The organism is Aristaeella hokkaidonensis (assembly GCF_018128945.1).
Lineage (GTDB): Bacteria > Bacillota > Clostridia > Christensenellales > Aristaeellaceae > Aristaeella > Aristaeella hokkaidonensis.
In genome coordinates, this window is record NZ_CP068393.1 from 101,356 (window position 1) to 125,642 (window position 24,287).

21 protein-coding genes are annotated in these 24,287 nt (G+C 53.8%); 14 read left to right on the top strand and 7 right to left on the bottom strand.

Going from position 1 to position 24,287, the window contains the following annotated elements:
- Positions 1-2: 2 nt before the first annotated feature.
- Both JYE49_RS00485 and JYE49_RS00490 read left to right on the top strand, forming a co-directional pair.
- Positions 3-1,496 carry a glycoside hydrolase family 32 protein gene (locus tag JYE49_RS00485; protein ID WP_093956699.1) on the top strand — a complete coding sequence of 498 codons (1,494 nt, stop codon included), beginning with the start codon at positions 3-5 and terminating at the stop codon, positions 1,494-1,496.
- Positions 1,493-2,464, top strand: a complete 972-nt coding sequence (locus JYE49_RS00490; RefSeq protein ID WP_346763107.1) for a carbohydrate kinase family protein — start codon at positions 1,493-1,495, stop codon at positions 2,462-2,464. The genes JYE49_RS00485 and JYE49_RS00490 overlap by 4 nt, the downstream gene beginning before the upstream one ends.
- Positions 2,465-2,738: 274 nt before the next feature.
- Here JYE49_RS00490 and guaA read toward each other — a convergent pair whose 3' ends face one another.
- Entirely contained in the window at positions 2,739-3,698 is a 960-nt protein-coding gene (gene guaA / locus JYE49_RS00495; RefSeq protein ID WP_369413346.1) for a glutamine-hydrolyzing GMP synthase, read from the bottom strand.
- Positions 3,699-4,298: 600 nt separating this feature from the next.
- On the opposite strand from guaA, the gene JYE49_RS00500 reads away from it, so the two are divergent.
- The 3 genes from JYE49_RS00500 to JYE49_RS00510 all read left to right on the top strand — a co-directional run bounded on the left by JYE49_RS00500 (position 4,299) and on the right by JYE49_RS00510 (position 8,509).
- The gene (locus tag JYE49_RS00500; RefSeq protein ID WP_283399335.1) at positions 4,299-6,596 is read left to right on the top strand and encodes an AMP-binding protein; all 2,298 of its coding nucleotides are present in this window, start codon (positions 4,299-4,301) and stop codon (positions 6,594-6,596) included.
- Positions 6,593-7,066 (top strand): NUDIX hydrolase, encoded by a 474-nt coding sequence (locus JYE49_RS00505; RefSeq protein ID WP_093956696.1) that lies wholly within the window; start codon positions 6,593-6,595, stop codon positions 7,064-7,066. The genes JYE49_RS00500 and JYE49_RS00505 overlap by 4 nt, the downstream gene beginning before the upstream one ends.
- Before the next feature lie 132 nt (positions 7,067-7,198).
- Positions 7,199-8,509, top strand: a complete 1,311-nt coding sequence (locus JYE49_RS00510) for a glycosyltransferase family 2 protein (RefSeq protein ID WP_093956695.1) — start codon at positions 7,199-7,201, stop codon at positions 8,507-8,509.
- A 57-nt stretch (positions 8,510-8,566) separates the two neighbouring features.
- Here the strand turns inward: JYE49_RS00510 and pyrH are convergent, their stop codons facing one another.
- The 3 genes from pyrH to JYE49_RS00525 form a co-directional block, all read right to left on the bottom strand.
- Complete coding sequence (gene pyrH, locus JYE49_RS00515; RefSeq protein ID WP_093956694.1) at positions 8,567-9,277, bottom strand: UMP kinase; 711 nt, start codon at positions 9,275-9,277, stop codon at positions 8,567-8,569.
- Positions 9,278-9,362: 85 nt separating this feature from the next.
- Positions 9,363-9,863, bottom strand: coding sequence for an NUDIX domain-containing protein (locus tag JYE49_RS00520; RefSeq protein ID WP_093956693.1), 501 nt, complete (start codon positions 9,861-9,863; stop codon positions 9,363-9,365).
- A gap of 16 nt (positions 9,864-9,879) precedes the next feature.
- Positions 9,880-10,650 (bottom strand): protein-ADP-ribose hydrolase, encoded by a 771-nt coding sequence (locus JYE49_RS00525; RefSeq protein ID WP_093956692.1) that lies wholly within the window; start codon positions 10,648-10,650, stop codon positions 9,880-9,882.
- Positions 10,651-10,876: 226 nt separating this feature from the next.
- Here JYE49_RS00525 and JYE49_RS00530 point away from each other — a divergent pair, with 226 nt between their 5' ends.
- The 9 genes from JYE49_RS00530 (at position 10,877) to typA (ending at position 21,732) form a co-directional block, all read left to right on the top strand.
- Positions 10,877-11,191, top strand: a complete 315-nt coding sequence (locus tag JYE49_RS00530) for a TfoX/Sxy family protein (protein ID WP_093956691.1) — start codon at positions 10,877-10,879, stop codon at positions 11,189-11,191.
- A 140-nt stretch (positions 11,192-11,331) separates the two neighbouring features.
- Positions 11,332-11,946 carry a helix-turn-helix domain-containing protein gene (locus JYE49_RS00535; RefSeq protein WP_093956690.1) on the top strand — a complete coding sequence of 205 codons (615 nt, stop codon included), beginning with the start codon at positions 11,332-11,334 and terminating at the stop codon, positions 11,944-11,946.
- A gap of 2 nt (positions 11,947-11,948) precedes the next feature.
- Positions 11,949-12,668, top strand: coding sequence for a GNAT family N-acetyltransferase (locus JYE49_RS00540; protein ID WP_093956689.1), 720 nt, complete (start codon positions 11,949-11,951; stop codon positions 12,666-12,668).
- A gap of 45 nt (positions 12,669-12,713) precedes the next feature.
- Positions 12,714-13,244, top strand: coding sequence for a GNAT family N-acetyltransferase (locus JYE49_RS00545; RefSeq protein WP_093956688.1), 531 nt, complete (start codon positions 12,714-12,716; stop codon positions 13,242-13,244).
- A gap of 42 nt (positions 13,245-13,286) precedes the next feature.
- A complete protein-coding gene (locus JYE49_RS00550) occupies positions 13,287-14,834 on the top strand; it encodes a GNAT family N-acetyltransferase (protein ID WP_093956687.1) in 1,548 nt (515 codons plus the stop codon).
- Positions 14,835-14,901: 67 nt separating this feature from the next.
- Entirely contained in the window at positions 14,902-15,489 is a 588-nt protein-coding gene (locus JYE49_RS00555) for a hypothetical protein (RefSeq protein ID WP_093956686.1), read from the top strand.
- Between the two features lie 168 nt (positions 15,490-15,657).
- Positions 15,658-17,982, top strand: coding sequence for an MFS transporter (locus JYE49_RS00560; RefSeq protein WP_093956685.1), 2,325 nt, complete (start codon positions 15,658-15,660; stop codon positions 17,980-17,982).
- A gap of 202 nt (positions 17,983-18,184) precedes the next feature.
- On the top strand, positions 18,185-19,801 hold the full coding sequence (locus JYE49_RS00565) for a peptide chain release factor 3 (RefSeq protein ID WP_093956684.1): 1,617 nt from the start codon (positions 18,185-18,187) through the stop codon (positions 19,799-19,801).
- Between the two features lie 104 nt (positions 19,802-19,905).
- On the top strand, positions 19,906-21,732 hold the full coding sequence (typA, locus tag JYE49_RS00570) for a translational GTPase TypA (RefSeq protein ID WP_093956683.1): 1,827 nt from the start codon (positions 19,906-19,908) through the stop codon (positions 21,730-21,732).
- 87 nt (positions 21,733-21,819) lie between these two features.
- Here the strand turns inward: typA and JYE49_RS00575 are convergent, their stop codons facing one another.
- The 3 genes from JYE49_RS00575 to JYE49_RS00585 form a co-directional block, all read right to left on the bottom strand.
- Positions 21,820-23,268: a peptidylprolyl isomerase gene (locus JYE49_RS00575; RefSeq protein ID WP_179217269.1), complete on the bottom strand. Its 1,449-nt coding sequence runs from the start codon at positions 23,266-23,268 to the stop codon at positions 21,820-21,822.
- A gap of 84 nt (positions 23,269-23,352) precedes the next feature.
- A complete protein-coding gene (locus tag JYE49_RS00580; protein ID WP_304583293.1) occupies positions 23,353-23,526 on the bottom strand; it encodes a hypothetical protein in 174 nt (57 codons plus the stop codon).
- An 18-nt stretch (positions 23,527-23,544) separates the two neighbouring features.
- Complete coding sequence (locus JYE49_RS00585; RefSeq protein WP_093956681.1) at positions 23,545-24,216, bottom strand: hypothetical protein; 672 nt, start codon at positions 24,214-24,216, stop codon at positions 23,545-23,547.
- Between the last annotated feature and the right edge of the window lie 71 nt (positions 24,217-24,287).

Here is a 24,287-nt window from a genome sequence, read left to right on the forward strand (position 1 = left end):
CGATGAAGAAAACGGTAAACCACAGCCTGCTGTTTGCCAGGGCGTATGAGCAGGCTGAAGGCGGAAAAATCCCGCGGGAAAGCCGTCCGGTTTTCCACCTGACGCCTTTGACCGGATGGATGAACGATCCCAACGGTTTCTGCTATTACCACGGCCAGTATCACCTGTTCTACCAGTACAATCCGTATGATACGGAATGGGATGCCATGCACTGGGGACATGCAGTCAGCCATGACCTGCTTCACTGGACTTATCTGCCTGCCGCATTGGCTCCGGACGCTCCGTATGATTCCTTCGGATGCTTTTCAGGCAGCGCGGCGGAACTGCCGGACGGCAGGCACCTGCTGATGTATACCGGCGTGAGGCAGGAGGGCGGGGATAAGTCCAGGGAGTTCCAGACCCAGTGCATTGCAGTCGGCGACGGGACAGATTACCAAAAGTATGAAAAGAACCCGGTTCTCGACAGCAATGCACTTCCGGAAGGCCTGAGTCCCTACGATTTCAGGGATCCGAAGATCTGGCGGACAGAGAACGGAGCATACCGCTGTGTGGTGGGAGCCCGCCGGGAGGACAAACGGGGTGTTCTGCTCCAGTATGAAAGCCGGGACGGATTTGAATGGCGGTATGTCGGAGTACTGGCAGAGAATGACGGACGGTTCGGCCTCATGTGGGAATGCCCTGATTTCTTCCCGCTGGACGGAAAACATGTACTGTTTGTCAGTCCGCAGGATATGCTTCCTGAAGACTTTGAATACCATAACGGTAACGGTACCGTCTGCCTCACAGGGCGAATGGACGGAGACCGGTTCGTCGAGGAGAATAACCAGGCGATCGATTACGGGATTGACTTTTACGCTCCGCAGACCATTCTGACTCCTGACGGAAGGCGTGTGATGATCGGCTGGATGCAAAACTGGGACACCTGCAAAACAACCGGTTATGAAGAACGGCCCTGGTTTGGCCAGATGAGCCTGCCGCGGGAACTGTTCTTCAGGAATGGCCGTCTTTACCAGCAGCCGGTCCGGGAATTGGCGCAGTACAGAAGCGGGAAAGTGGAGTATCGGGATGTCCTTTTGGACGGAGAAAAGAGCCTGGAAGGAATCGAAGGGCGGGTTGTTGAACTGGATATCCATCTGCGATGCGCTGATCCGGATACCCCCTACCAGAAGTTCATCATGAAGTTTGCCCAGAATGAGAAATACCATTCAGTTCTCAGCTACCGGCCTTATGAGTCATGGCTGCAGATTGACCGCAAATTCTCAGGATCCAGGCGAGCATATATCCATCAGCGCCGATGCCTGGTATCCGATCAGCGGGGTGAAATCCGGCTGCATGTGATTCTGGACCGCTTCAGTATGGAGGTTTTTATCAATGACGGGGAACAGGTGATGACCGCCACAATCCTCACAGGGTCCGATGCACGGAAGATCTCGTTTGAAGCCGATGGCCAAGTGATGATGGATGTCACAAAATACTCGCTGATTGAAAAGGAATGACACGGATGAAACATTATGACGTGGTTGCGCTCGGTGAACTGCTGATCGATTTTGCCCCACATTCCGTCAATGAGGCAGGCTACCCGGTCCTGTCCGCCAACCCGGGCGGAGCGCCGGGCAATTTCCTGGCAGCGCTGACAAAGTACGGCTGCAGGACTGCCATGATCGGAAAAGTCGGCGATGACGCCTTCGGGAAAGCGCTGGTGAAAACACTGGAGGATGCCGGGATAGATGCCCGGGGGATCCGGATTGACCCGAACGTTTTTACAACGCTGGCCTTTGTTTCCCTGGACGCGTCCGGGAACCGGGATTTCAGCTTCGCTCGTAAACCGGGCGCCGATACCTGTCTGACCCCGGAAGAAGTGGATGAAGAGCTCATCGCGGACGCGAAAGTTTTCCACTTCGGCACGCTCTCTCTGACGGATGAGCCTGCCGCCGGGGCTACCCGACATGCCATTGAACTGGCAAAGCGCCACGGTGCGCTGATCAGCCTGGATCCCAATCTGCGCAAGCCACTGTGGAAGCGGGAGGAGGATGCCAGGGAAGCGATTGAGTGGAGCCTGCATCAGGCGGATATTGTCAAGATCAGTGATGAGGAGATTGACTGGCTGTGGGGCTTTTCCCCGGAAGAAGGCGCTGAAAAGCTGCTGCGGGAATACGGCGCCTCACTGGTGTATGCCACGCTGGGACCCAAGGGCTGCTATGCTGCAAATGGCACGAACCGCGTGACAGTGCAAAGTCCGTCCGGTATTCATGTTGTCGACACAACCGGCGCCGGCGATATATTCGGCGGCAGCGCAACGAGTCAGTTTATCAGGTGCAAAAAAACGCCGGCAGATCTGACAGAAACAGAACTCCGCCGGATTGTCAGTTTTGCCTGTACCGCTGCAAGCCTTTCAACGCAGACGCACGGTGGAATCGCAAGCGTTCCGGAGTATTCGGATGTTACCCGGAAAATGGAAGAGTGACCGCTTCTGAGGTGCGGGATGACAATGGATGTCTCTCACAGTAAGGAAAAAGTACTGAAATGAATGATATATGCTTTCCCGGGAATTCATCCCGGGATTTTTTAATTCGAGAAGGGCGGTTGCCTTTCCGTATAGAGTGCCGATAAAAGAAGGACGGTTCATTGTTTCCGGAATGAGCACTTTGCCCGGGAAAAAGGACGCAGCAAAGTTGTCCGGAATACAAAAAAATACCCGGGCACCTTGAAGAACAAGGATACCCGGGAAGATTATGCGCTTATTCGAACTCGATGGTCGCGACGGGCTTTTCGGAGATATCCCACAGGACGCGGTTGACACCGTCAACAGTGGAAATAATGCGATCCCGCATGGTGCAGAGCACGCTGAAGGGGATTTCCGGCACGGTGGCGGTGACGGCATCCACAGTATTGACAGCACGGATGATCACTGCCCAGCCCATGTAGCGCTGGCCCTTGCCGTCCACATACTTGATACCGGTGGACTGGAAATCGGGAATGGTGCAGAAGTACTGCCACGGAACCTCGGGCAGCTTGCCGATCTCCTCACGGACGATGGCATCGGCTTCACGGAGCGCTTCCAGGCGGTCACGGGTGATGGCACCGACGCAGCGCACACCCAGGCCGGGGCCGGGGAAGGGCTGACGGTAAACCATGCCGTCCGGCAGTCCCAGTTCTTTACCGACAACGCGGACTTCGTCCTTGTAGAGCAGTTTGACGGGCTCGACCAGTTCAAACTGGAGGTCGTCCGGCAGGCCGCCGACATTGTGGTGAGCCTTGACGCCGACGCTCTCTGTAATATCAGGATAGATGGTACCCTGTGCCAGGAAAGCGATGCCATCCTGTTTGCGGGCTTCTTCCTCAAAGACACGGATAAACTCGGCACCGATGATCTTGCGCTTCTGTTCGGGATCGCTGACACCAGCCAGCTTGTCCAGGAAGCGGTCGACTGCATCCACGTACACCAGGTTGGCTTTCATCTGGTTGCGGAAAACTTCGATAACCTGTTCGGGTTCACCTTTGCGGAGCAGGCCATGATTGACATGCACGCATACCAGCTGCTGGCCGATGGCCTTGATCAGCAGGGCAGCGACAACGGAGCTGTCCACACCGCCGGAAAGAGCCAGCAGAACCTTTTTGTCACCAACCTGTTTGCGGACTGCTTCCACCTGCTCGGCAATGAATGCCTGTGCGAGGGCGGGAGTTGTAATCCGTTCCATGCTTTCGGGCCGTTTGTTGCTATCCATTTCTTATCCTCCAATCGATCCGTTTATTCCATAGGGGAATACATGCACAAGCATAGGAAAAGAGAGGAGAAGTGTCAATCGGAAAACATGACAAAAGCATGAAGCAATTCTTATAAAAGAATGATTTTTTTCGGGGAATGCCATTGACAGAAGGCAAAAAGGTCCTGAAGACATGCTTTTTTTGACTGAAAGACGAACTTTTTTGACGGGGAAACAGAAGACGTACATTATTTTTTGTTGACAAGACAGGGGGAAGAGCGTAAACTTCCGATAAAGGCCTTGAAGGAGAGGGCAACGGGTATCGGCTTTCAGAGACACGGCGGTTGGTGCAAGCCGTGGGAAGAGCCCGCGAGCTGTAGCTCCAGAGCCGGAAGGAAGAAAGCGAAGGCGCAAGTAGAACCTTCCCGTGACTGCCGCGTAAGGGCATAGAACCTGTTGGGGTTCAAGAGTGGCGGTGATGAGCCGCAATTTGAGTGGTACCGCGGGCTATTCAAGCTCGTCTCAAAGTCTAAACTTTGGGACGGGCTTTTTCATTATCTTCACTTCGTTCAGGATGACACGGGAGGTAAGATCATGGCACAGATGACGGGACTGAATTACAAGATTCAGGAGATGGCTCACCGGATCCGGGAGCTGCGGGAAATTGAAAACTTCACGATTGCTGAAATGGCAATGAAGACCGGCGTGACCGAGCAGGAGTATATCGACTGCGAACTGGGCCGCTCCGACCTGAACTTTGCGTTTCTGTATCGCTGCGCGCTTGCCTTCGGCGTCGACGTCGGAGACATTATCGAAGGTTCCAGCCCGAACCTGAACTCCTTTACCGTGACCCGGCGGGGCGAAGGCCAGCGGATTGAGGAAGCCCATGACATGATTTACTACAACATGGCGGCTTCCTTCCGGAACAGGATTGCTGAGCCGCTGTACGTGCAGGCCGCCTACAGCGCGGAAGCCGAAAAGGAAGACATCAAGCTGACCACCCATGAAGGCCAGGAGTGCGATATCGTCATCGAAGGCCAGCTGAAGGTGCAGGTGGGCGAGCATATCAGCGTGCTGAATCCCGGCGATTCCATCTACTACGATTCCGGTACGCCTCACGGTATGATTGCCGTGGGCGGCCAGGACTGCCTGTTCTATGCCATCGTCCTGAATCCCACCGGCGCCCCGATCCCGGAACTGACCCCGGAAAAGGCCGTGCCCGGCACTGCCCTGCAGGAGTTCCCGGCAGAGAACGGCCGTACCCGTGTCTGGCACCGCTATGCGGACGTGGAAAAGGACGAAAACGGTACGCCCGTGAAGATTGCCTTCAAGAACACCGAGAAGTTCAACTTTGCCTTTGACGTGATCGACGCCATCGCGGATGAAGTGCCGAACAAGCTGGCGATGCTCCACCTGGACAAGGATAAGAATGAGCACCGCTTCACCTTCAACGATCTGAAACGCGCATCCAACCGCTGCGCGAACTATTTCAAATCCCTGGGCATCAAAAAGGGGGACCGGGTGCTGCTGGTGCTGAAGCGGCACTACCAGTTCTGGTTCTCGATTCTGGCCCTGGAAAAGATCGGTGCCATCGGCATTCCGGCGGTGGCTCAGCTGCAGGAGCACGACTTTGAATACCGGTTCAACGCAGCCGGAATCAAGGCTATTATCTGCACCGCGGACGGAGATACCGCCCACCAGGCAGACCTGGCCGCCAAGAACGCGCCGAGCCTGGAGCTGAAGCTGATCGTGAACGGAACACGGGAAGGCTGGCATACCTTTGATGAGGAATACCAGATGTATTCCACCCATTTCCACCGTACGGATGATACCCCCTGCGGCGACGACCTGATGCTGATGTATTTCACCTCCGGCACCACCGGATATCCGAAGATTGCCGCCCACAGCTACAAGCATCCCCTGGGACACCTGCATACCGCCAAGTACTGGCACTGCGTGAACCCGAACGGCCTGCACCTGACGATCTCCGATACAGGCTGGGCAAAGGCCGGCTGGGGCAAGATCTACGGCCAATGGCTGTGTGAGGCTGCCATCTTTGTATATGACTTCGACCGCTTTGATGCGGCGGACATCCTGCCGCTGTTCGCGAAGTACCATATCACCACCTTCTGTGCACCGCCCACCATGTGGCGGATGCTGATCAAGCAGGACCTGAGCAAGTACGATCTGTCTTCTGTGACACATGCGTCCAGCGCCGGCGAAGCGCTGAACCCGGAAGTGTTCCGGCAGATCGAGAAGCAGACCGGCCTGCAGGTTATGGAAGGCTTCGGCCAGACAGAAAGCACAATGATCATCGGCAACCTGGCAGGCGCGGATCACAAGCTGGGTTCCATGGGCAAGGTGGCGCCGATCTACAAGGTGGCGCTGCTGGATCCGGAAGGAAAAGAGGTTCCCGTCGGTACCTCCGGCGAGATCTGTGTGGATATCTCCAACGGTATCCCGATCGGTCTGTTCCGGGAGTATTACCGGGACGAGGAAAAGACCAAGGAAGTTATGCACGACGGCTGGTATCATACCGGTGACGTGGCCTGGTGCGATGAAGACGGCTTCTACTGGTATGTGGGCCGCGCGGACGACGTGATCAAGTCCAGCGGCTACCGGATCGGACCGTTCGAAATCGAGAGCGTAATCATGGAACTGCCCTACGTGCTGGAATGCGGCGTCAGCGCTGCGCCTGACGAAGTCCGCGGCCAGGTAGTCAAGGCCAGCATCGTGCTGACCAAGGGTACTGAGCCCACGGAAGAACTGAAAAAGGAAATCCAGAACTACGTCAAGCAGCATACCGCTCCCTACAAGTATCCCCGTATCGTTGTGTTCCGGGATGAACTGCCCAAGACGGTTTCCGGAAAGATCCAGAGGGCACTGCTGTGATTGATTCCACACTGTGCTATCTTTACCGCGGGGATGAGGTGCTGATGATGCACCGGACGCGGAAAAAGAATGATATGAACCACGACAAGTGGGTTGCCATCGGCGGCCGCTTTGAGGACAAGGAAAGCCCGGAGGACTGCGCGCTCCGCGAGGTGTGGGAGGAAACCGGGCTGACCATGACCTCCTGGCGTTACCGGGGGATCGTGACTTTCGTCAGCGACCAGTATGAAACGGAACGGATGCATCTGTTTACTTCCGATGCGTACACGGGCGAACTGACGGACTGTGACGAGGGCGAGCTGGTATGGATGAAAAAGAAAGATCTGGATGCGCTGCCCCAATGGGAAGGAGACCGGGTTTTCCACCGGCTGCTGGATGAAGAGATCCCGTTTTTCTCCCTGAAACTTGTATACAGCGGAGAAAAACTGGTGTCCGCTGTGCTGAACGGGAAACAAAATCTGTACAAATGACATAGGCCTATCTAAGCTGATAAAAGATTGCAAGGCTTGACAAATAACGGATTATGATGTTAAATTAGCCCGTTACGTGTTTTTGTGTGTGACAGGGCCGGTGCCCTGTGGGTTTGTAGGAGGAGAAGGAAAGTGGAGTTCATCAGGATACTCCTTGAAACACTGGCGGGGGTATGCAGCTTCTTTCTGACATTCATCATGGTCTACCAGATCGTGATTGGTTTTTTCGGTTTCAAAAAAGCAAAGAAAGATTACGCTGATCATGATCCGGAATCCCGGTTTTTGGTGCTGGTTCCCGCTCATAATGAGGAGAAAGTCATCGGGGATATCATCCAGAACCTGAACGATATGGATTATCCCAAAGAACTGTACGATTTTTATATCATTGCCGATAACTGCACGGATAATACAGCCGAAGTGGCCCGGAATCTCGGCGCGAACGTGATCGAGACCTGCAAGGAATCCCCGGACGCTCCGACCGGCAAGCCTATTGCCCTGAAGAAGGCGCTGCAGGCTATCGGTGATTATCAGGACCGCTATGATCTGATGATGATCTTTGACGCGGATAACCTGATGGATACCAATATGTTCCGCGAAGTGAACAGCCAGTATCTGGACAAGGGGAAACCGGATTTCATCCAGTGCTACCTGGGCGCCAAGAACAAGAAGGGCGTTGTGGCCTGGTTCTACTACACCGGATATACGCTGACGAACCGTTTCTTCGACCTGGCTAAATACAGGCTGGGCCTGAACTGCGCTATCGGCGGTACGGGATTTGCGATGACCACATCCTACCTGTACAAGCGGGGTGGCTGGACTACCATGTCCCTGACCGAAGACTTCGAAATCCAGGTGGAAGCGACGCTGGAAGGCCGCCGGATCCTGTGGAACCATTATACCCGGGTGTATGACGAAAAGCCCACCTCTCTGCTGGCTTCCATCCGGCAGAAGATCCGCTGGGGACAGGGCCACTGGTACGTGGCATTGCATAACACCGGAAAGACGTTCCGTGCGCTTTCAGACGGAAGAATCAGCTTCTGGGAGTTCCTGAGCCTGCTGACCTATATGTACAGCATCGCGGCTTATGTGGTGGCTGCTGTACAGCTGGTGGTGACTACCGCACTTTGCCTGGTGGTGCCTGGCAGACAATTCTTCGATGTTTCCCTGAGCGGTCTGCTCATCGGCGGTCTCCTGTTTGGCTACACTTACCTGTTCCTGTTCTATGTGGCTGACTGGATGGACAACCGGATCCGTTTCAGCTTCCGGACCATTCCGGTAATGATCGGCGGTTTCTTTGCCAATCTGATCGTAGGTATCTTCAATGAGATTGTCGGTCTGATCCGCTGCGGTGATCAGCAGCACTGGGTGAAGACCGAGCACGCCATCGAGGCGAAAACAGTGCAGGAGCGTCAGCAGGTACAGCTGCGCGGCAAGGCTGCATAAGAAAGACATAATAAAACCGGGATGCGATTGCATCCCGGTTTTTCGTATGCGGTTGAATCAGGGATGAACGAAGGTACCGATATCGCTGCCTTCCAGTACCCTGAGCAGGTTTTCCGGATCATCCAGGCCGAAGACGCGGACCATGGGAACTTTGTTCTCCGCGCAGAGGGCGAAGGCGGAAGCATCCATGACCTTGAGCCCCCTGGCCAGGGCGTCGGTATAAGTGATGTCCTTGATCAGGGTGGCGGTGGGATCTTTCATCGGATCGGCGGTATAGACGCCGTCGATGTTCTTGGCCATCAGGACCGCGTCCACTTCCATCTCAATGGCACGGAGCGCCACGCCGGAGTCGGTGGAGAAGAAGGGGTTGCCGGTGCCGCAGGCGAAGAGCACAACCCGGCCCTCGGACAGGTGACGGCGGGCGGCCATGGCGTTGAATGGCTCAGCAAAGCGGTTCATATCCACGGCGGACTGCACGATGGCATCCAGGCCGGCCTTGCGCAGGGCATCCGCTACGCACAGGCAGTTGATGACCGTGCCCAGCATACCCATCTGATCGGCGGTTACCGCGTCCATATTTGCCGCGGGGCCCTGACGGCCGCGCCAGATGTTGCCGGCGCCGATGACGATGCCGACTTCCACACCCATATCATGCATCCTGCGAACGATGGATGCGACTTCGTTAACTTTTTCAAAATCAAAGAGATCGGAGCCGGATTTGAGCGCTTCACCGCTGAGCTTCAGCAGGATCCGGTGATATACAGCCATATAATGCCTCCCAAATGTATTTTTAACAGTATAACATGATTTCGGCCCCGGGAAAAGAGGCGAATGCCACGGATCATCCAGGGGGTCAGACCCATTCTTCCGTATTGCTTGCTTCTGTGATGCCATACCGGCGGTATATCACTTCTTTTGCCTTCATGACCTGGCTGTATCCCACATCGCCCCAGTTCAGGAGGGCTGCGGCTTTTTCCGGGGCAACCAGCAGGCGGTCGTAGGTTTTGCCGTTATCAGGATCCGGCTGCTTTTTGCCGATCTTCCGGATCAATGCCGCCATCCTGACCTGGGCATATGCGGGTGTGCCGTTTCCTTCGTTCACCAGCTGGTAACCGATATATACGGGCGTTTCGATCTCTGTATTCACTTCTTCCAGAAGCTCGCGGCGGCAGGTGCCTTCTATTCCGTTATCATAGACCTCGGGACGGCCGCCGGCCAGCGAGTATTTGATTCTGTCCGGTTTCTTTTCAACACGCAGCATGACGCGGCCTTCCCGGTCCAGCATGATGCAGTATACCTGCCGGACTGCCATTTCCGCCGGTACAGCTTCCGCGACCCAGTCGATTTTTGTCATGCGTACTTCTTCTCCCTTACGCGAGGAGATCCTGCCATACAGCCAGGCTGCTGCCTTTCGGCACAGTAAAGATGACCCGCCGGATACAGGTTTCCTTCTGCAGGAATGCAGCCGCCGTCCGGAAGGTAATTTCAGCTGCGCGATCCTGCGGAAAACGGGAACCGTCGGAGAGACTGCAGAAGGCAATGGAGTGCAGATCATTGTTTTCAGCAAGCTCCAGGCAGGAGCGACAGCAGGAGGCCAGCAAGGCTTCTGCTTCTGCAGTAATATCGCCCTCAATAACCGGTGCAACTGTATGCAGCACATATCTGGCGGGAAGATTGAAGCCGGGAGTGATTTCTGCCCGTCCTGCAGGCTCTTCCCGGTCCTGCATCAGCTCATGACAGGCCAGGCGCAGCTGCACACCGCTCATGGTATGGATGATATTGTCAATGCAGTCGTGGCAGGGCTGAAAGCATCCCAGAAGCCGGCTGCTGGCCGCATTGACGATGGCGTCACATCTGAGAGCTGTGATATCTCCCTGCCAGAGGACAAGCCGGCTGTCTTTCGCACAGGGCGGCAGGCTTTCCGCCTCCACAATCCCTTTTTCTTCCGCCATCTCCCGCAGAAAGGCGTCCTGAACCTGCAGAAACTTCTCTGTGACCGGCATGGGTGGGCGGACGTTCATCAGGCTGCGTAAAAGCCGCCACTGGCGATCCGGCGTATAAGGAAACACAGGGTACTGATACTGCGGCATTTCCTCCAGCAGCGCACGGATCAGCCAGACCCGTCTTTGCTTCTGATTCATTCGCTTTCACGCACCCTTTGCAGATGTTTTGATGAACACTCCATTCATATTAGCATGTTACCCGGGACAGGACAAGAATCCGGCAGAAGATTGGCGGATCACATACTGTATATATCAGTCGTATCCGGCTTTTTTCATACTTTCGGTAGGTTCCTGTTCTCCTGAGTTTATGATATGATGAAATATAACTGATTCAGCGCATGAAAGTGAACAGGGGAGACATGATATGGCGTCGAGCAGGGAATACCTGGATTTTATCCTGGAGCAGCTTTCGGGTTTGGAGAATGTGACCTGGAAGGCAATGATGGGGGAGTACATCATTTACTGGCGCGGAAAGATCGTCGGGGGGATCTATGATGACCGGTTCCTGATCAAACCCACAAAATCCGCCGTTGCGATGATGCCGGACGCTGAACGGGAGCTTCCCTATGAGGGGGCAAAGGAAATGCTGCTGGCAGACGTGGACAACCGGGTGTTCCTGGAAGAACTGCTGGAAGCGATGTACGATGAGCTTCCGGCACCGAAGCAAAAGAAGAAGTGAACCCAGGGGAGGAGAGCAAAAAGAAACCGCATAAATCGACTCTACGGATCGTGGATTCCGCCTTTCCACCATATTCTACGGTTCGTGGGTGTGAATGAAAAACAGACAGCAGGATAATCAATCCCGGAAGGAGGAACACGATGGACCAGGTCATAATCGGGCGCTTCATTGCCGAAGAACGGAAGAAGAAAGGCTATACCCAGAAGCAGCTGGCAGAGAAACTGAATATCAGCGACAAGACAATCTCCAAATGGGAGTGCGGCAACGGATTCCCGGAAGTATCCCTGCTGCTTCCGCTGTGCGGGGAGCTGGGTATTACCGTCAATGATCTGCTGTCCGGAGAACTTGTTTCGGGAGAAGATTATCAGAAAAAGGCGGAGGACAATATGGTGGAAATGATCAAAGAAAGAGAAGCAAACAAAAAGCAGTTTGTGTTAACGCTTATCCTGGGCGGCGTATCGCTGGTTTCCTTCCTTACGCTGCTGATTGTGGTGTGTGTGTATACAAATGTGATCCCGCAGAACGTGAAAATCGTCCTGATTACCATTGCATGCGTGATTTTTGCAGTCGGCTGCATTGCTGTTATGGCAGGGCAGCAGAAGATCGGGTATTATCAGTGCGCAAAGTGCGGGCAGACCTTCGTGCCGAAGTTCTGGGCACATACGTTCGGATTCAATCTGATTTCAAAAAGACACCTGAAGTGCCCGCACTGCGGGGAAAAATCCTGGTGCCGTAAAGTGATGGGAAGAGAGTAGAGATGGCAACTGAACCGAAGACAGAGATCTGGAACAAAACCGGCAGCGGCGTGCTGACGGAAACACCGCTTCTGCTGACAGCCTGCAGGGAAGGAAAATTCGGCACTGCCTTTTCCTATTCGGGCGGATGCGTGTATCAAGCCCTGTTTACCTACCTGACCGGGAAACCGGACGAAGGTTTTTTCTCAGTACATCCGGAGCTGTTTTATGGAAGCTGGCTGGTGTGCTTGAGCGCTGAATGGGAAAACTATCTCCGGAAGCTGCCGATGCAGGCCGTATTCCGGCGGGAAGTGATGGAGCCGCTTTGCGCGGAATCTGTAAAGCCTTTGAAGCCGCTGCCGGAAGGATACATCTTAACTCCGTTTACCCCGGCCATTTTTGAAGCGCATCCCTTTGGCCAGGGGGGAAACTATGCCGGTTTTGAAGACTTTTCGGAACGGGGCGCAGGAGCAGCCGTGCTGTACAACGGACAGGTCGTCGCAGCCGCGTCAAGTTTTCTGACGTTTGAAGACCAGGCGGAGCTGGATATCTGTACTGATCCCGAACACCGGAAGCGGGGGCTTGCGGATCATTGCACGACGGAAATAATGAGCCAGTGCAGCAGGAAGGGACTGACCATCCACTGGGACGCACAGAACAGGATATCGGCAGAGCTGGCAAAAGGCCATGGCTTCCGGTCCCTGACTGAATATGCTGTTTATTGTTTGCGGGATAATGGCTGAGCGAGCCAACGAACGGAATGATCAATATGAATCAAGGAGAAAAGTATGATTTATTATAAAGATGACGAACTGGTTATCCGCAATATGGAAGAGGCAGACGGACAGGCTTTTGTAGAAGAATTTACTGCCCAGGGCTGGCATCCGGATATTGCCGTATACCAGAAGAGGATACAGGATCAGGCAGAAGGTAAATGCGTTGCGCTGACAGCTGAGTATCAGGGACAACCTGCCGGCTCAGTGTATGTTTACCTTATCCCGCATAACGGTCCTTTCAAAGAAAAAGGCTGGCCGGAAATCCATGATTTCAGCGTGCTGCAGAAATACCAGAGAAAAGGAATCGGCGGCAAACTGATGGACGCGGCGGAACAGATCGCGGGATTGTATGCAGACACCGTATGTCTGGCTGTGGGACTGCATGACGGATATGGCGCTGCCCAGCGGATGTATATCAAGCGCGGATATATTCCGGACGGAACCGGCGTATGGTATCAGGGTAAACAATGTGAACAGTATGAAACGGTCTGCACCGTTGACGACGATCTCGTCCTGTTCCTGTCCAAGAAGCTGCGTGGCTGATCATTTCAGCCGCCGGTTTCTGAACTGAAAGGAAGTTATAAAATGAAAGACCTGGAAATCAGAAACCAGAAGATTATTGACGCTGTCATTGAAAAAGAAAAAACATTGTGTCCCGGCTCGGTGGCATTGATCGGGATTTACGGATCCTTTCAGTCGGGTGATATCCATCCGCTGTCGGATCTGGACCTGCTGATCCTGATCAATGATGACCGGGGCTGGCAGCTTGGAAAAGCCTTTATCCAGGATGACCTGGGCGTAGGGCATGACATTTACTGCACGAATTGGGAGGGACTGCGGCAGGACGCCCGCTATGAGCATCCCCATATCGGCAAGCTGATGGATTCCCGGATTGTGTACTGTACTGATGAGAAGTACCGGGCGGAACTGGAGAAACTGCGGGACGAAGTGCGGAAGACGTTGGCGGAGCCCTTTGGAGAGACAGACTGCGAAAAGGCTGAAAAGGAACTGAAAGAGGCGCAGTGCTGCTATGCGGAAGCCATGACAGAGGAAGGCCTGGCCGAGGTTCGCAGGCGGGCAGGCGGCGCGATCTACTACGCGGAAAACGCAGTTGCCCTGCTGAACAAAACATATTTCCGGCTGGGCGTCAAACGGCGCTATGAAGAACTGAATGCCATGAAAAAAAAGCCGGAAAACCTGTGTGGCATGATCGAGGCTATCCTGGAAGCGGAAACCGCGGGCAGTGTGAAAGAACGGCTGACATGGCTGATGAAAGAGCTGACAGCCTGTTTCCGGACGGCGAGGCAGTCTCTTCAGCCGGAGAAAAAACCCGCCTGCGCGGATACACTGTCCGGAACCTATGAGGAGATGTTCTCCAACTGGCACGGAAAGATGGTGCAGGCTGCCGAGAACGGTGACCGCCATCTGGCTTTTATGAGCCTTGAAAGCCTGAACGAAATGCTGGCCGATATCGGCAATGCGGTTGAGATCGGAACGTATGACGTGCTTCGGGCATACGATCCGAACGACCTGAAGAAGACGGCAGAAGGTTTTGACAATGTACTGGAACGGTATCTGAGCGAATATGAAAAAGCCGGGATGAAAGCAGAACGCTATGCCGATATTGACGCTTTTGCGACTTCATACCTGAACAAGGGGAAAGCAAAAACAGAGAAGGCGGTTTGCCGGATCAGGACAGCTGTTCCGGAAGATGCGGACAGGATTGACGCGCTGTTTCGGGAAATGCTGCAGACCATCTATCATACAGATGATGTGAAGGGATATGAAGCCGGTTATCTGGATTCATTCTGGAACGGCGGTGAAAACAGGATCTATGTCGCGGAAGATGATGAAGTCAGGGCATTCCTGTCCGTTCAGGCGTATCGTGAACCACAGGCATATCTTTATCTTGATGATTTCTCGGTGACGGCGGCTTACAGAGGCAGTGGAATCGGGACAAAGCTGATGCAGTCCGCCGAGGCTTATGCAAGAGAGATCGGTATTCCGGCCATTGTCCTGCACGTTGAAAAGAACAATGAATCCGCGTTCCGTTTCTATGAAGGGCTGGGCTATACAATCTTCAGGGATGACGGGGACCGTTACCTGCTGAGTAAAGAGATTGACCAGAACTGAACAGGGAAGAAAGAAGGACAGATGATCGTTCTATCAGTATCACAGGGAAGGAGTATGCAACCCGTATATGAAGAAGCTTGCTGCGTTAGTCCTGGCTATACTGATGTTCTGTTCGGTATATGGTGTGATGGCATCAGAGGATCCATATTTCCATACGATCAGAGAGGCACTGGATATCTCTGAAGGATATGCCGCGATCAATGAAACAGACGATTATGTAATCCTCATCCTGGAGAAGGACGGCAAAACTCTGCGTGTGGTTACGATGATGGACGAGTCCGCGAAGGAACTGTATCAGACTGCAATGGCTGAAGAGGATTCTTCTGCTTTTGAAATGGTCGACGCATATGCCTGGAACCTGCCGGTGAGCTATACCGAGGAAATCACCGCGATGCCGCTGGAACAGGCGGAACTGGATGCTCTTGCAGGAAGAGCGATTCGGGACATCATGCGGGAATGGCAATGCAGGGGATTTGTTACCTCGAGCTCCGGAAATGACAAGACGGTTATTTCACTGGACTATGGCATGTATAAATACAGCTTTGAAGTCGAAGACCAGGGAGATATGGAACTGGCAAAAGTGATCAAGGGAGAGGTGTCCGGCTTTTCCCGCGCGGCGTTTGATCTTTCCTGTCATGCGGACGGTACGTTCTGATATGACAGAAAGAATGAATCAGAACGAGGAAAATACAGACAATCTGCCCGTCAAGGGTACGCAGCGGCGTGCCTTTTTTTGCGTTGAAACAGCCGGTTCCGGTCAGTTGCCAGCAGTGAAGACCTGTGGTAACATAATTGATTGTACGATTGAAAGGGGGAGCAGTACGTGAATATACGGACAATACTGGGGACACTGACAGTGAGACCCGTTCAGCTGCTTCTTGAGGTACTTTGCTCCCTTTTTACCCGGATGTCCCTGAGCCCGGGCATGGCAATCATCTGCCTGAGCCTGGTGTTCTGCCTGATTGCCTCCCCGCTGAAACCAAAGCATAAGCCGGACTTCCGGAAGGAAGCCGGAAGAATGATCGTGCTCTGGGGAGCTCAGCTTCTGTGTCTGTATGCCACATTTTGCTGGTTTACCGGGCTGGGAGCTTTTCGCGGCACTTCTTTTGGCCCCATCAGGGATCTGGGACAGTACGGCGGATTGCTCCTGTTCTGGATCGGATATGCTGTATTCGCGCTGCTGCGTCAGCTGACAAAGCTGGGTTATCAGCCCATGGAACTGAACAAACGGCAGCAGAAAACGGACAGGAACAACAAGATCCTGCTGATTTTATGCTGCCTGTATATGGCGATCCTGACGGGCGTGTTTATTCCTTCCGCCCTGATCGGGGCGTCCCCGGCAGAATTTGTGGACGCCCATTACTACCAGAATCCGGCGCAGTATCTGGTTTCCTCCGGCCTGCTGGCTGCGGGAACATTTGTGTTCTGGGGAATCCTGTACGGCATGCTGCTTGCACCGAAAGCACGCAAGCGGTTTGTGCTGTTCATGGCGATCTGTGCAGTTTCCGCGGCGGTGAACTATATGTTCTTCGGCAAGGATTACGGGTTTATCTCATCTGCCCTGCAATATGAGACGAATATTTCCAACCAGCTCTGGAAGGTACTGCTGAATACAGGCTGTGTGTTTGCTGCGATAGCGGTTGTGTGCCTGCTGCGGAAAAAGCATTCCGTGATCCTGCGGATCATGTGTCTGTACGGCTGTATCGCTCTGGCGGTGATGGCAGTAATCAATATCAACGGCATGGAGAAAAAAGCCGGAGAAGTTCATGATATCACAAACCGGATCAAAGCAGAAAAGGCTTCCTTCCGGCTGGACAGGGAAGGCCGTAATGTGGTTGTGATTATGATTGACCGGGCTATCAGCGGATTTGTTCCCTATCTTATGAACGAAAAGCCTGAACTGAAGCAACAGTTTGACGGTTTTACCTATTATCCGAATACGCTTTCCTACGGTTATCATACCAATATCGCCTCTCCGGCACTTTACGGGGGTTATGAGTATACCCCGGACGGCCTGGAGGAACGGGATGAGCTTTCTCTGAAGGACAAGCAGAATGAAGCACTGAAGATCATGCCGGTCAACTTCATGAACGCGGGTTATGAAGTGACGGTATGTGACGCACCCTATGCCAATTACCAGTGGATTTCAGATATGAGCATCTATGATGAGTATCCGGATATCCACACCTATAACACCATCGGCATGTTTGACGAATACAAGGTGCAGATGCTGGACAACCTGGACCGGAACCGCAACAGGAACATCTTCTTCTACAGCCTGTTTCGCTCTGCCCCGCTGCTGTTCCAGGAAACCATGTATGACCAGGGCCGGTACCTGGAGATGGACGTGAAGGCGGATGAAGGAGAAGGATCCGAACTGATCGGTGTTTCCCCTGACTTCCTGAACAACTATATGGTGATGAAGAACCTCAATACCATGACCCGGGTGACAGATGAGGGAATCAACACCTTCCTGATGCTGACCAACGAGATGACCCACGACGTTATTGAACTGCAGGAGCCGGATTATATACCGACCAATAATGTTGATAATACGGCCTATGAGGCAGAGCACGGCATCCGCCGTACAGAGGACGGAAAAGAACTGGACCTGACCCAGGCGGATGAGAGCGTGCGGATCCACTATCAGTCAGACATGGCTGCGTTTATCCAGCTTGGAAAATGGTTTGATGAGCTGCGGGAACAGGGTGTGTATGACAATACCCGGATCATTGTGGTATCCGATCACGGCTGCTATCTGGGACTGACCGGCGTGGATCTGCGGGAACGCCTGACGAACGAAGGAACAGCAGGACGGTATCTGGTGGACGAATGGGCAGATACTACCTGCTATAACCCGCTGCTGATGGTAAAGGACTTCGGCGCACAGGGTTTCACCACGGATACGACCTTTATGACGAACGCGGAAACTCCTGCCCTGGCCTTTGAAAACACTGTTACAGACCCTGTGAATCCCTTTACCGGCAAGGCGGTGAAGAGTGAAGTCCAGACGATTCCGGAACATCATATTGTGGAATCTGACTGGCATATTGTGACCAACTGCGGTAACACGTTCTCAGATCCGCTGAAGATTACCTTCCGTAACCAGGATATCTTCAACGCGGAAAACTGGAGCGTTGAAGAGTAAGTCAATTCATAATTCACAATTCATAATTCATAATTATATATGGTTTTTCACTGGACAGCTTCGTTTGGCAGGGATTGTCCTGTGCAAGCTATAACCCTTGACAATTCAAGTCTACAAGGTATAAAATACAGTGTTTTGTGCCACGCGGGCCGGAAGGCCCGTGCCGGTTACCTTTTTTCAGTCTGTTCAGGGGGAGGAAGTTATGCTGCCAGAGAGAGATTCCCGGGAGTTCCGGACGCTTCTGCATGAAGAGGTGGAGAAGCGGCGTACCTTTGCCATTATTTCCCATCCTGACGCGGGTAAAACCACGCTGACTGAGAAACTGCTGCTTTACGGTGGAGCAATCCGCAGTGCGGGCAGCGTGAAAGCCCGGAAGACGGACAAGCATGCCACCTCGGACTGGATGGAGATCGAGAAGCAGCGCGGCATTTCCGTGACAAGCTCCGCCATGCAGTTCGTGTATGACGGATACAGGATCAACATCCTGGATACCCCCGGCCACCAGGACTTCTCGGAAGATACCTACCGGGTGCTGGTTGCCGCGGACGCGGCAGTCATGCTGCTGGACGCCGCGAAGGGCGTCGAAGCCCAGACCATCAAGCTGTTCAAGGTCTGCCGGATGCGGAACATCCCGATTTTCACCTTTGTGAACAAGATGGACCGGGCTGCGAAGGATCCCTTCTCCCTGATGGAGGAGCTGGAGCAGGTGCTGGGCATCCGTTCCTGTCCGATCAACTGGCCCATCGGTGTGGACGGAGACTTCCAGGGCGTTTATCACCGGGATACCCGGATGGTGGAACTGTACACCGGCGGTGATCACGGTAAAAAGATGGTTGAGAAGACGGACATCAGTATTGATGATACGGAACTGGAAAAGGTGCTGGAGAAGCATTACCGTGACCGGCTGGCGGAGGAAGTTGAACTGCTGGATGAAGCAGGAGATTCCTTCGACCTGGAAAAAGTGCGGGCGGGCGAGCTGACGCCCATGTTCTTCGGTTCCGCTGTTACGAACTTTGGTGTGGAGCCGTTCCTGGACAGATTCCTGTCCTTCACGCCCCCGCCGCTGCCCCGGGAAAGCGATACCGGGATTATCGGTCCGGAGGAACCGTATTTCTCCGGTTTCATCTTCAAGATCCAGGCGAATATGAACCCGGCTCACCGGGATCGGCTCGCCTTTATGCGGATTGTCTCCGGCGCCTTTGAAAAGGGCATGGAAGTATGGCACTCCGGAACCAACAAGATCGTGGCGCTCAAGCAGCCGCAGCAGTTCATGGCGGATGAGCGTGAAGCGGTGGAGGAAGCATGGGCAGGCGACATTATCGGTCTGTTCGACCCCGGGATATACCGGCTGGGCGACACGCTTTCCACCGGACCGAAAATGCACTATGCCAACATTCCGGTGTTCGCGCCTGAGTTCTTCAACCGGGTGCGCCCGATGGACAGCATGAAGCGCAAACAGTTCCAGAAAGGCATCAGCCAGCTGGCCGAGGAAGGCGCCATCCAGACCTTCATCCGGACGGAAACGGGCCTGGAAGAGTTTATGGTCGGCGTAGTCGGCGTGCTGCAGTTTGAAGTACTGGAGCACCGCCTGCGGACCGAATACCAGACGGAGATTGTGATGGAAGGCATGCCCTTCCGCCACGTCCGGTGGGTTATCAAGACCCCGAAGCCTGTGGAGGATCTGAAGCTGACCTCCACCTCCGGCCGGGCCAAGGACAGCCATGGACGGGATGTGCTGCTGTTTGAAAACGAGTGGAGCATCCGCCTGGCCGTGGAAAACAATGAAGGCCTGGAACTGAAGGAGACAGCAGAGCGCTGACGCGCAATGAAGAATGAAGAATGATAAAGTGCTTCATTCGGTTGGTATGTGAAGGGTTTGGGCAGGGCCCAAACGGTGCTTGGAAAAAGAGGTAAAGGAATAATATGATTCGGGAAGATATCAGAAATATAGCAATTATCGCGCACGTTGACCACGGCAAGACAACCCTGGTTGACCAGATGCTCAAGCAGGGCGGCGTATATCGCGAGAACCAGCAGACCGTGGACCGCGTTATGGACTCCAACGATCTGGAACGTGAACGCGGCATTACCATCCTGAGCAAGAACACTGCGGTGCACTACCGCGGGCATAAGATCAATATCGTCGACACTCCCGGTCACGCTGACTTCGGCGGTGAAGTGGAGCGCGTGCTGAAGATGGTGGACGGCGTGCTGCTGCTGATCGACAGTTTTGAAGGCCCGATGCCCCAGACCCGTTTTGTGCTGAAGAAGGCGCTGGAACTGAAGCTGAAGGTCCTGATCGTGATCAACAAGATTGACCGTCCGGACGCGAGATGCGACGAAGTGGTCAACGAGATCCTGGATCTGCTGATTGACCTGGAAGCGGATGAAAGCACCATTGAGAATCCGATCCTGTATGTTTCCGCCCGTAAGGGTACGGCGACACTGGACCTGGAACAGCCCGGCACCGATCTGCAGCCCCTGTTTGACGCGATCCTGAAGTATATTCCCGCTCCGGAAGGCGATGCGGAAGGCCCCGCGCAGGTGCTGATCTCTACCGTTGACTACAGCGAGTATGTGGGTCGTATCGGTGTAGGCCGCATTGTCCGCGGTACGTTTACCGAAGGTATGAACGTTGTGCATACGAACCTGGAAACCGGCGTGACCAGCCCTATGTGGCGCCTGGGCGGCCTGTTCCTGTATGACGGCCTGAAGCGGGTGAACGCTGCTGAAGCCAGCATGGGTGACATTGTCGCCCTGTATGGCGCGGAGGACATCTCTATCGGTGACACGGTCTGTGATCCCTCCTGTGTGGAAGGCCTGCCCTTCGTGAAGATTTCCGAGCCTACCGTGACCATGACCTTCTCTGTCAACGACAGCCCCTTTGCCGGCAGGGAAGGCCAGTACGTGACCAGCCGCCACCTGCGTGCCCGCCTGATGAAGGAACTGCAGACAGATGTTTCCCTGCGGGTGAACGATACGGAGACCACTGACTCCTTTGAGGTGTGCGGCCGCGGTGAACTTCACTTGTCCATCCTGATTGAGAATATGCGCCGCCAGGGCTATGAATTCGCCGTGAGCAAGCCCAAAGTTATCTACAAGGAGATTGACGGAGTCAAGTGCGAGCCCATTGAGCGCCTGATCGTGGATACGCCCCAAGCGTCCGCCGGTGCGGTTATTGAAAAGATCGGCCGCCGCCGCGGTACCCTGGAGCATATGAGCGGCCTGGACCGGGTACGCCTGGAGTTCCTGGTACCCTCCCGCGGCCTGTTCGGCTACCGCAGCGAGTTCATGACCGACACCCGCGGCGAAGGCATCATGTCCTCTGTATTTGAACGCTACGAGCCCGTGAAGGGTGATATTCCGCACCGTAACGCAGGTGCCCTGATCTGCTTCGAAACGGGCGTTTCCACCAGCTACGGCCTGTTCTACACGCAGGAACGCGGCACGCTGTTCATCGGCGCCGGAGAGAACGTCTATGCGGGTATGATCTGCGGCCAGAATGCCCGTCCGGGCGACCTGGTGTGCAATGTCTGCAAGGCAAAGCACGTGACCAACATGCGTAATGCTTCCGCTTCCGAAGACGCCATGCGCCTGATCTCCGTGCATCCGCTGACCCTGGAAGAGTGCCTGGAGTTCATTGACGATGATGAACTGCTGGAGATCACTCCCAAGAGCCTGCGTATGCGGAAACGCCAGCTGGATCACGCCCTGCGGGCCAAAGCACGCAGCCGGGGCGAAGGAAACTGATTCAGTGCATAATGCATAATTGATTGTTATCATAAAAAGAAGAGCTGTGAGATTGAACTCACAGCTCTTCTTTGATATGCAGTGTGATTATTCGGCCGGGGTTTCGGCAGCTTCCTCGGCGGGTGCTTCAGCAGCTTCTTCAGCATCGCCTTCTTCATCCTCGGGCACCTTCCAGGGCTCACCGGCTTCAGTGTAGACAATTTCAGCTTCCTCTATCCACTGATCCACAGCACTGTGCATGGTTTCCGTAATCATCTCCTGCAGGATGGTTTCACGGAATTCATTTTTCATTTCATCGGTCAGCTCCACAGCACCGCTGGGAACATCACGGAGGTACTGCAGGATATGCACACCATACTGGCCGACCACGGGGTCGCTGATATCGCCAACCTTTTCAAGCGCCATAGCGGCATCCCTGAAAGCAGGATCGTACAGGATGCTGTCATTATGTACGGGATAACCTTCCGCGAGAGTAGCAGCGTCTTCCATACCCGGATCCGTGCCGTATTCCTTGATCAGGTCTTCGAAGGTGGCACCGCCGTCCAGCTTGGCCTTGATTTCGTCGACTGTGGCCTTAACACTTTCAAGAATTGCATCCTTGGCGGCGTTCACCATTTCTTCGGTGACAGGCTCCTCGGTGGGTTCGGGTTCGGCGGTGGGTTCCGCATCCGCAGCGGGAGTAGTTTCAGCAGCTTCTTCAGCCGCTGACTTCTGTTCTTCCAGGCGCGCACTCAGATCCTTCCAGGTATTCAGCAGCTCATCATCCACCTTCAGCAGGATGTGAGTGATACCCCGGTAGCCCGCGGGCATGTAGTAGGAAGGCTGACCGTAATAGCGGGTATAGAACTCGTAGGAACCGGCGTCGTTTTCATAGATCTCCTGATCATCTTTCACGAGATCATCGAAGTAGGTCTGGATATCCTCATCGGTCACCTTCAGATCTGTGGAAAGATGATCGGTCACACGCTGATAGATTGTGTTGTTGACGGCCTGATCGCCGTATTCCTTGATGTAACGGGCTTCGTCGTAGCCATAGTCGGACTGCAGCTGAGCTTCCGCATCGGCACGGGCAGCGGCCTTGTCCTCATCTGAAGAGTCCTCGGTGATCGCTTCATTGGCGGAAACAAAGCTGTTGACGATTTCTTCCCACTGCGCCTTTGCGGTAACAGCAAAAGCATCTTTTTCTTCGTCTGTGAACTGATCCAGTCCCAGTTCCTTGCCCTTCTGCAGGACCAGGAAATAACCGATGGTGTCATACAGGGACTGCTGGTTGACAGCGGTAATCAGGGAAGCATCGCTGGTGTCGTAGCCGTTGGAATTGGCCCAGTTCAGATAATTGGACTGCATATAGAGCAGATAATCATTGTCAGACTGGATTTCCTGGCCGTTAACGGTGACCAGCAGAACCGGTTCATCGGAAATAACTTCCGCGGTCTCGGCTTCTGCGGCGGCATCAGCAGTATCTTCTGCCAGCGCGAAAGATACGCTCATCAGCATAACCAGCGACAGCAGGATACAGAAAAGACGTTTCATCATGATTGTTATTCCTCCGTGATAAAGAGTGAAGGGCATAACCCGACTATGATATTATACACAAAAGAAAAAAGAGGATCAATGCGGTTATGTGAACATGATGTAAACAATGAAGCTGATGGGTACACCGCAAAAAACACTCTCGTTGATGAGAACGGAAACTGAATCGGGAGCAGGCTTTCCTTGTGGAAAAAGGCAGGCACTGATCAAAAGAATGAGGAAACCCGCTGCCAACCGGCAGCGGGCTTTTTTGTCAATCATAAGGTTTCAATCTGAGAATCAGATTCCCCATGCTTTGGGAGAAAACATCATCTCGGACAGGAAGATGCCCTTAATGGTCAGGTTGTCATAGCTGTTTTTCTGCCTGCATTCCTGATACTCGTCATAGGATTCACTGATGATAATCTGGTAATCATAATATCCATTGGTCAGGGCACAGGTTATTTCTGCAGGCGCCTCGTCGTATCTGGTGGGAACAAACTGGTATCCGGCTTTTTTCGCCTCTGCGATGGTTTTTCCAACCAGCTGATCCAGCTCTGCCTGTTCAAGCGGCTGATCAGTAAATTCGCCGTCATACTTCACGGGCAGTTTGCAGACGTAATCAATGAAGTCCTGGTCCGGCCAGATCTGATCTGCAGATTCTTCTTCCTGGCCTTCCTTCCAAAGCTTCTTTGCCTTATTGTCATACTTTGCTACAAAGCGGTAGTATACGCCGGAGGATTCCACCAGCGTGACACAGGATTTATCATCGTATATTGCTTCATCCGTGGGTTCTGCCCTCAGGGCTTCCCCAAAGTTGTCAAAAGCAGGCCTTTGTACAGTATCCTGTTCAGACGCTCTCGGAGTGGTCCGCGCTGCGCCTATATCAGTCGGGGTCGCGGGACTTTGAGCCAGCGCCACCGAGGTCAGCAGAATCATTACGATTGACAAAATAGCGGTCATTCTTTTCATTGGTTATCCCTCCTTTACGCAGGATCTTCAGGAGATCCTGTACATATAGAACGATGCACATGTACGTTTTG

Excerpts from the sequence above, each read along its gene's own strand:
- JYE49_RS00545 (WP_093956688.1), top strand. The coding sequence starts at position 12,714 with ATGATTTATTATAAAGATGACGAACTGGTTATCCGCAATATGGAAGAG.
- JYE49_RS00550 (WP_093956687.1), top strand. The coding sequence starts at position 13,287 with ATGAAAGACCTGGAAATCAGAAACCAGAAGATTATTGACGCTGTCATT.
- JYE49_RS00530 (WP_093956691.1), top strand. The coding sequence starts at position 10,877 with ATGGCGTCGAGCAGGGAATACCTGGATTTTATCCTGGAGCAGCTTTCG.
- JYE49_RS00520 (WP_093956693.1), bottom strand. The coding sequence starts at position 9,863 with ATGACAAAAATCGACTGGGTCGCGGAAGCTGTACCGGCGGAAATGGCA.
- JYE49_RS00525 (WP_093956692.1), bottom strand. The coding sequence starts at position 10,650 with ATGAATCAGAAGCAAAGACGGGTCTGGCTGATCCGTGCGCTGCTGGAG.
- typA (WP_093956683.1), top strand. The coding sequence starts at position 19,906 with ATGATTCGGGAAGATATCAGAAATATAGCAATTATCGCGCACGTTGAC.
- JYE49_RS00540 (WP_093956689.1), top strand. The coding sequence starts at position 11,949 with ATGGCAACTGAACCGAAGACAGAGATCTGGAACAAAACCGGCAGCGGC.
- JYE49_RS00535 (WP_093956690.1), top strand. The coding sequence starts at position 11,332 with ATGGACCAGGTCATAATCGGGCGCTTCATTGCCGAAGAACGGAAGAAG.
- pyrH (WP_093956694.1), bottom strand. The coding sequence starts at position 9,277 with ATGGCTGTATATCACCGGATCCTGCTGAAGCTCAGCGGTGAAGCGCTC.
- JYE49_RS00575 (WP_179217269.1), bottom strand. The coding sequence starts at position 23,268 with ATGATGAAACGTCTTTTCTGTATCCTGCTGTCGCTGGTTATGCTGATG.
- JYE49_RS00555 (WP_093956686.1), top strand. The coding sequence starts at position 14,902 with ATGAAGAAGCTTGCTGCGTTAGTCCTGGCTATACTGATGTTCTGTTCG.
- JYE49_RS00485 (WP_093956699.1), top strand. The coding sequence starts at position 3 with ATGAAGAAAACGGTAAACCACAGCCTGCTGTTTGCCAGGGCGTATGAG.
- JYE49_RS00585 (WP_093956681.1), bottom strand. The coding sequence starts at position 24,216 with ATGAAAAGAATGACCGCTATTTTGTCAATCGTAATGATTCTGCTGACC.
- JYE49_RS00580 (WP_304583293.1), bottom strand. The coding sequence starts at position 23,526 with ATGATTGACAAAAAAGCCCGCTGCCGGTTGGCAGCGGGTTTCCTCATT.
- JYE49_RS00500 (WP_283399335.1), top strand. The coding sequence starts at position 4,299 with ATGGCACAGATGACGGGACTGAATTACAAGATTCAGGAGATGGCTCAC.
- guaA (WP_369413346.1), bottom strand. The coding sequence starts at position 3,698 with ATGGAACGGATTACAACTCCCGCCCTCGCACAGGCATTCATTGCCGAG.
- JYE49_RS00490 (WP_346763107.1), top strand. The coding sequence starts at position 1,493 with ATGACACGGATGAAACATTATGACGTGGTTGCGCTCGGTGAACTGCTG.
- JYE49_RS00565 (WP_093956684.1), top strand. The coding sequence starts at position 18,185 with ATGCTGCCAGAGAGAGATTCCCGGGAGTTCCGGACGCTTCTGCATGAA.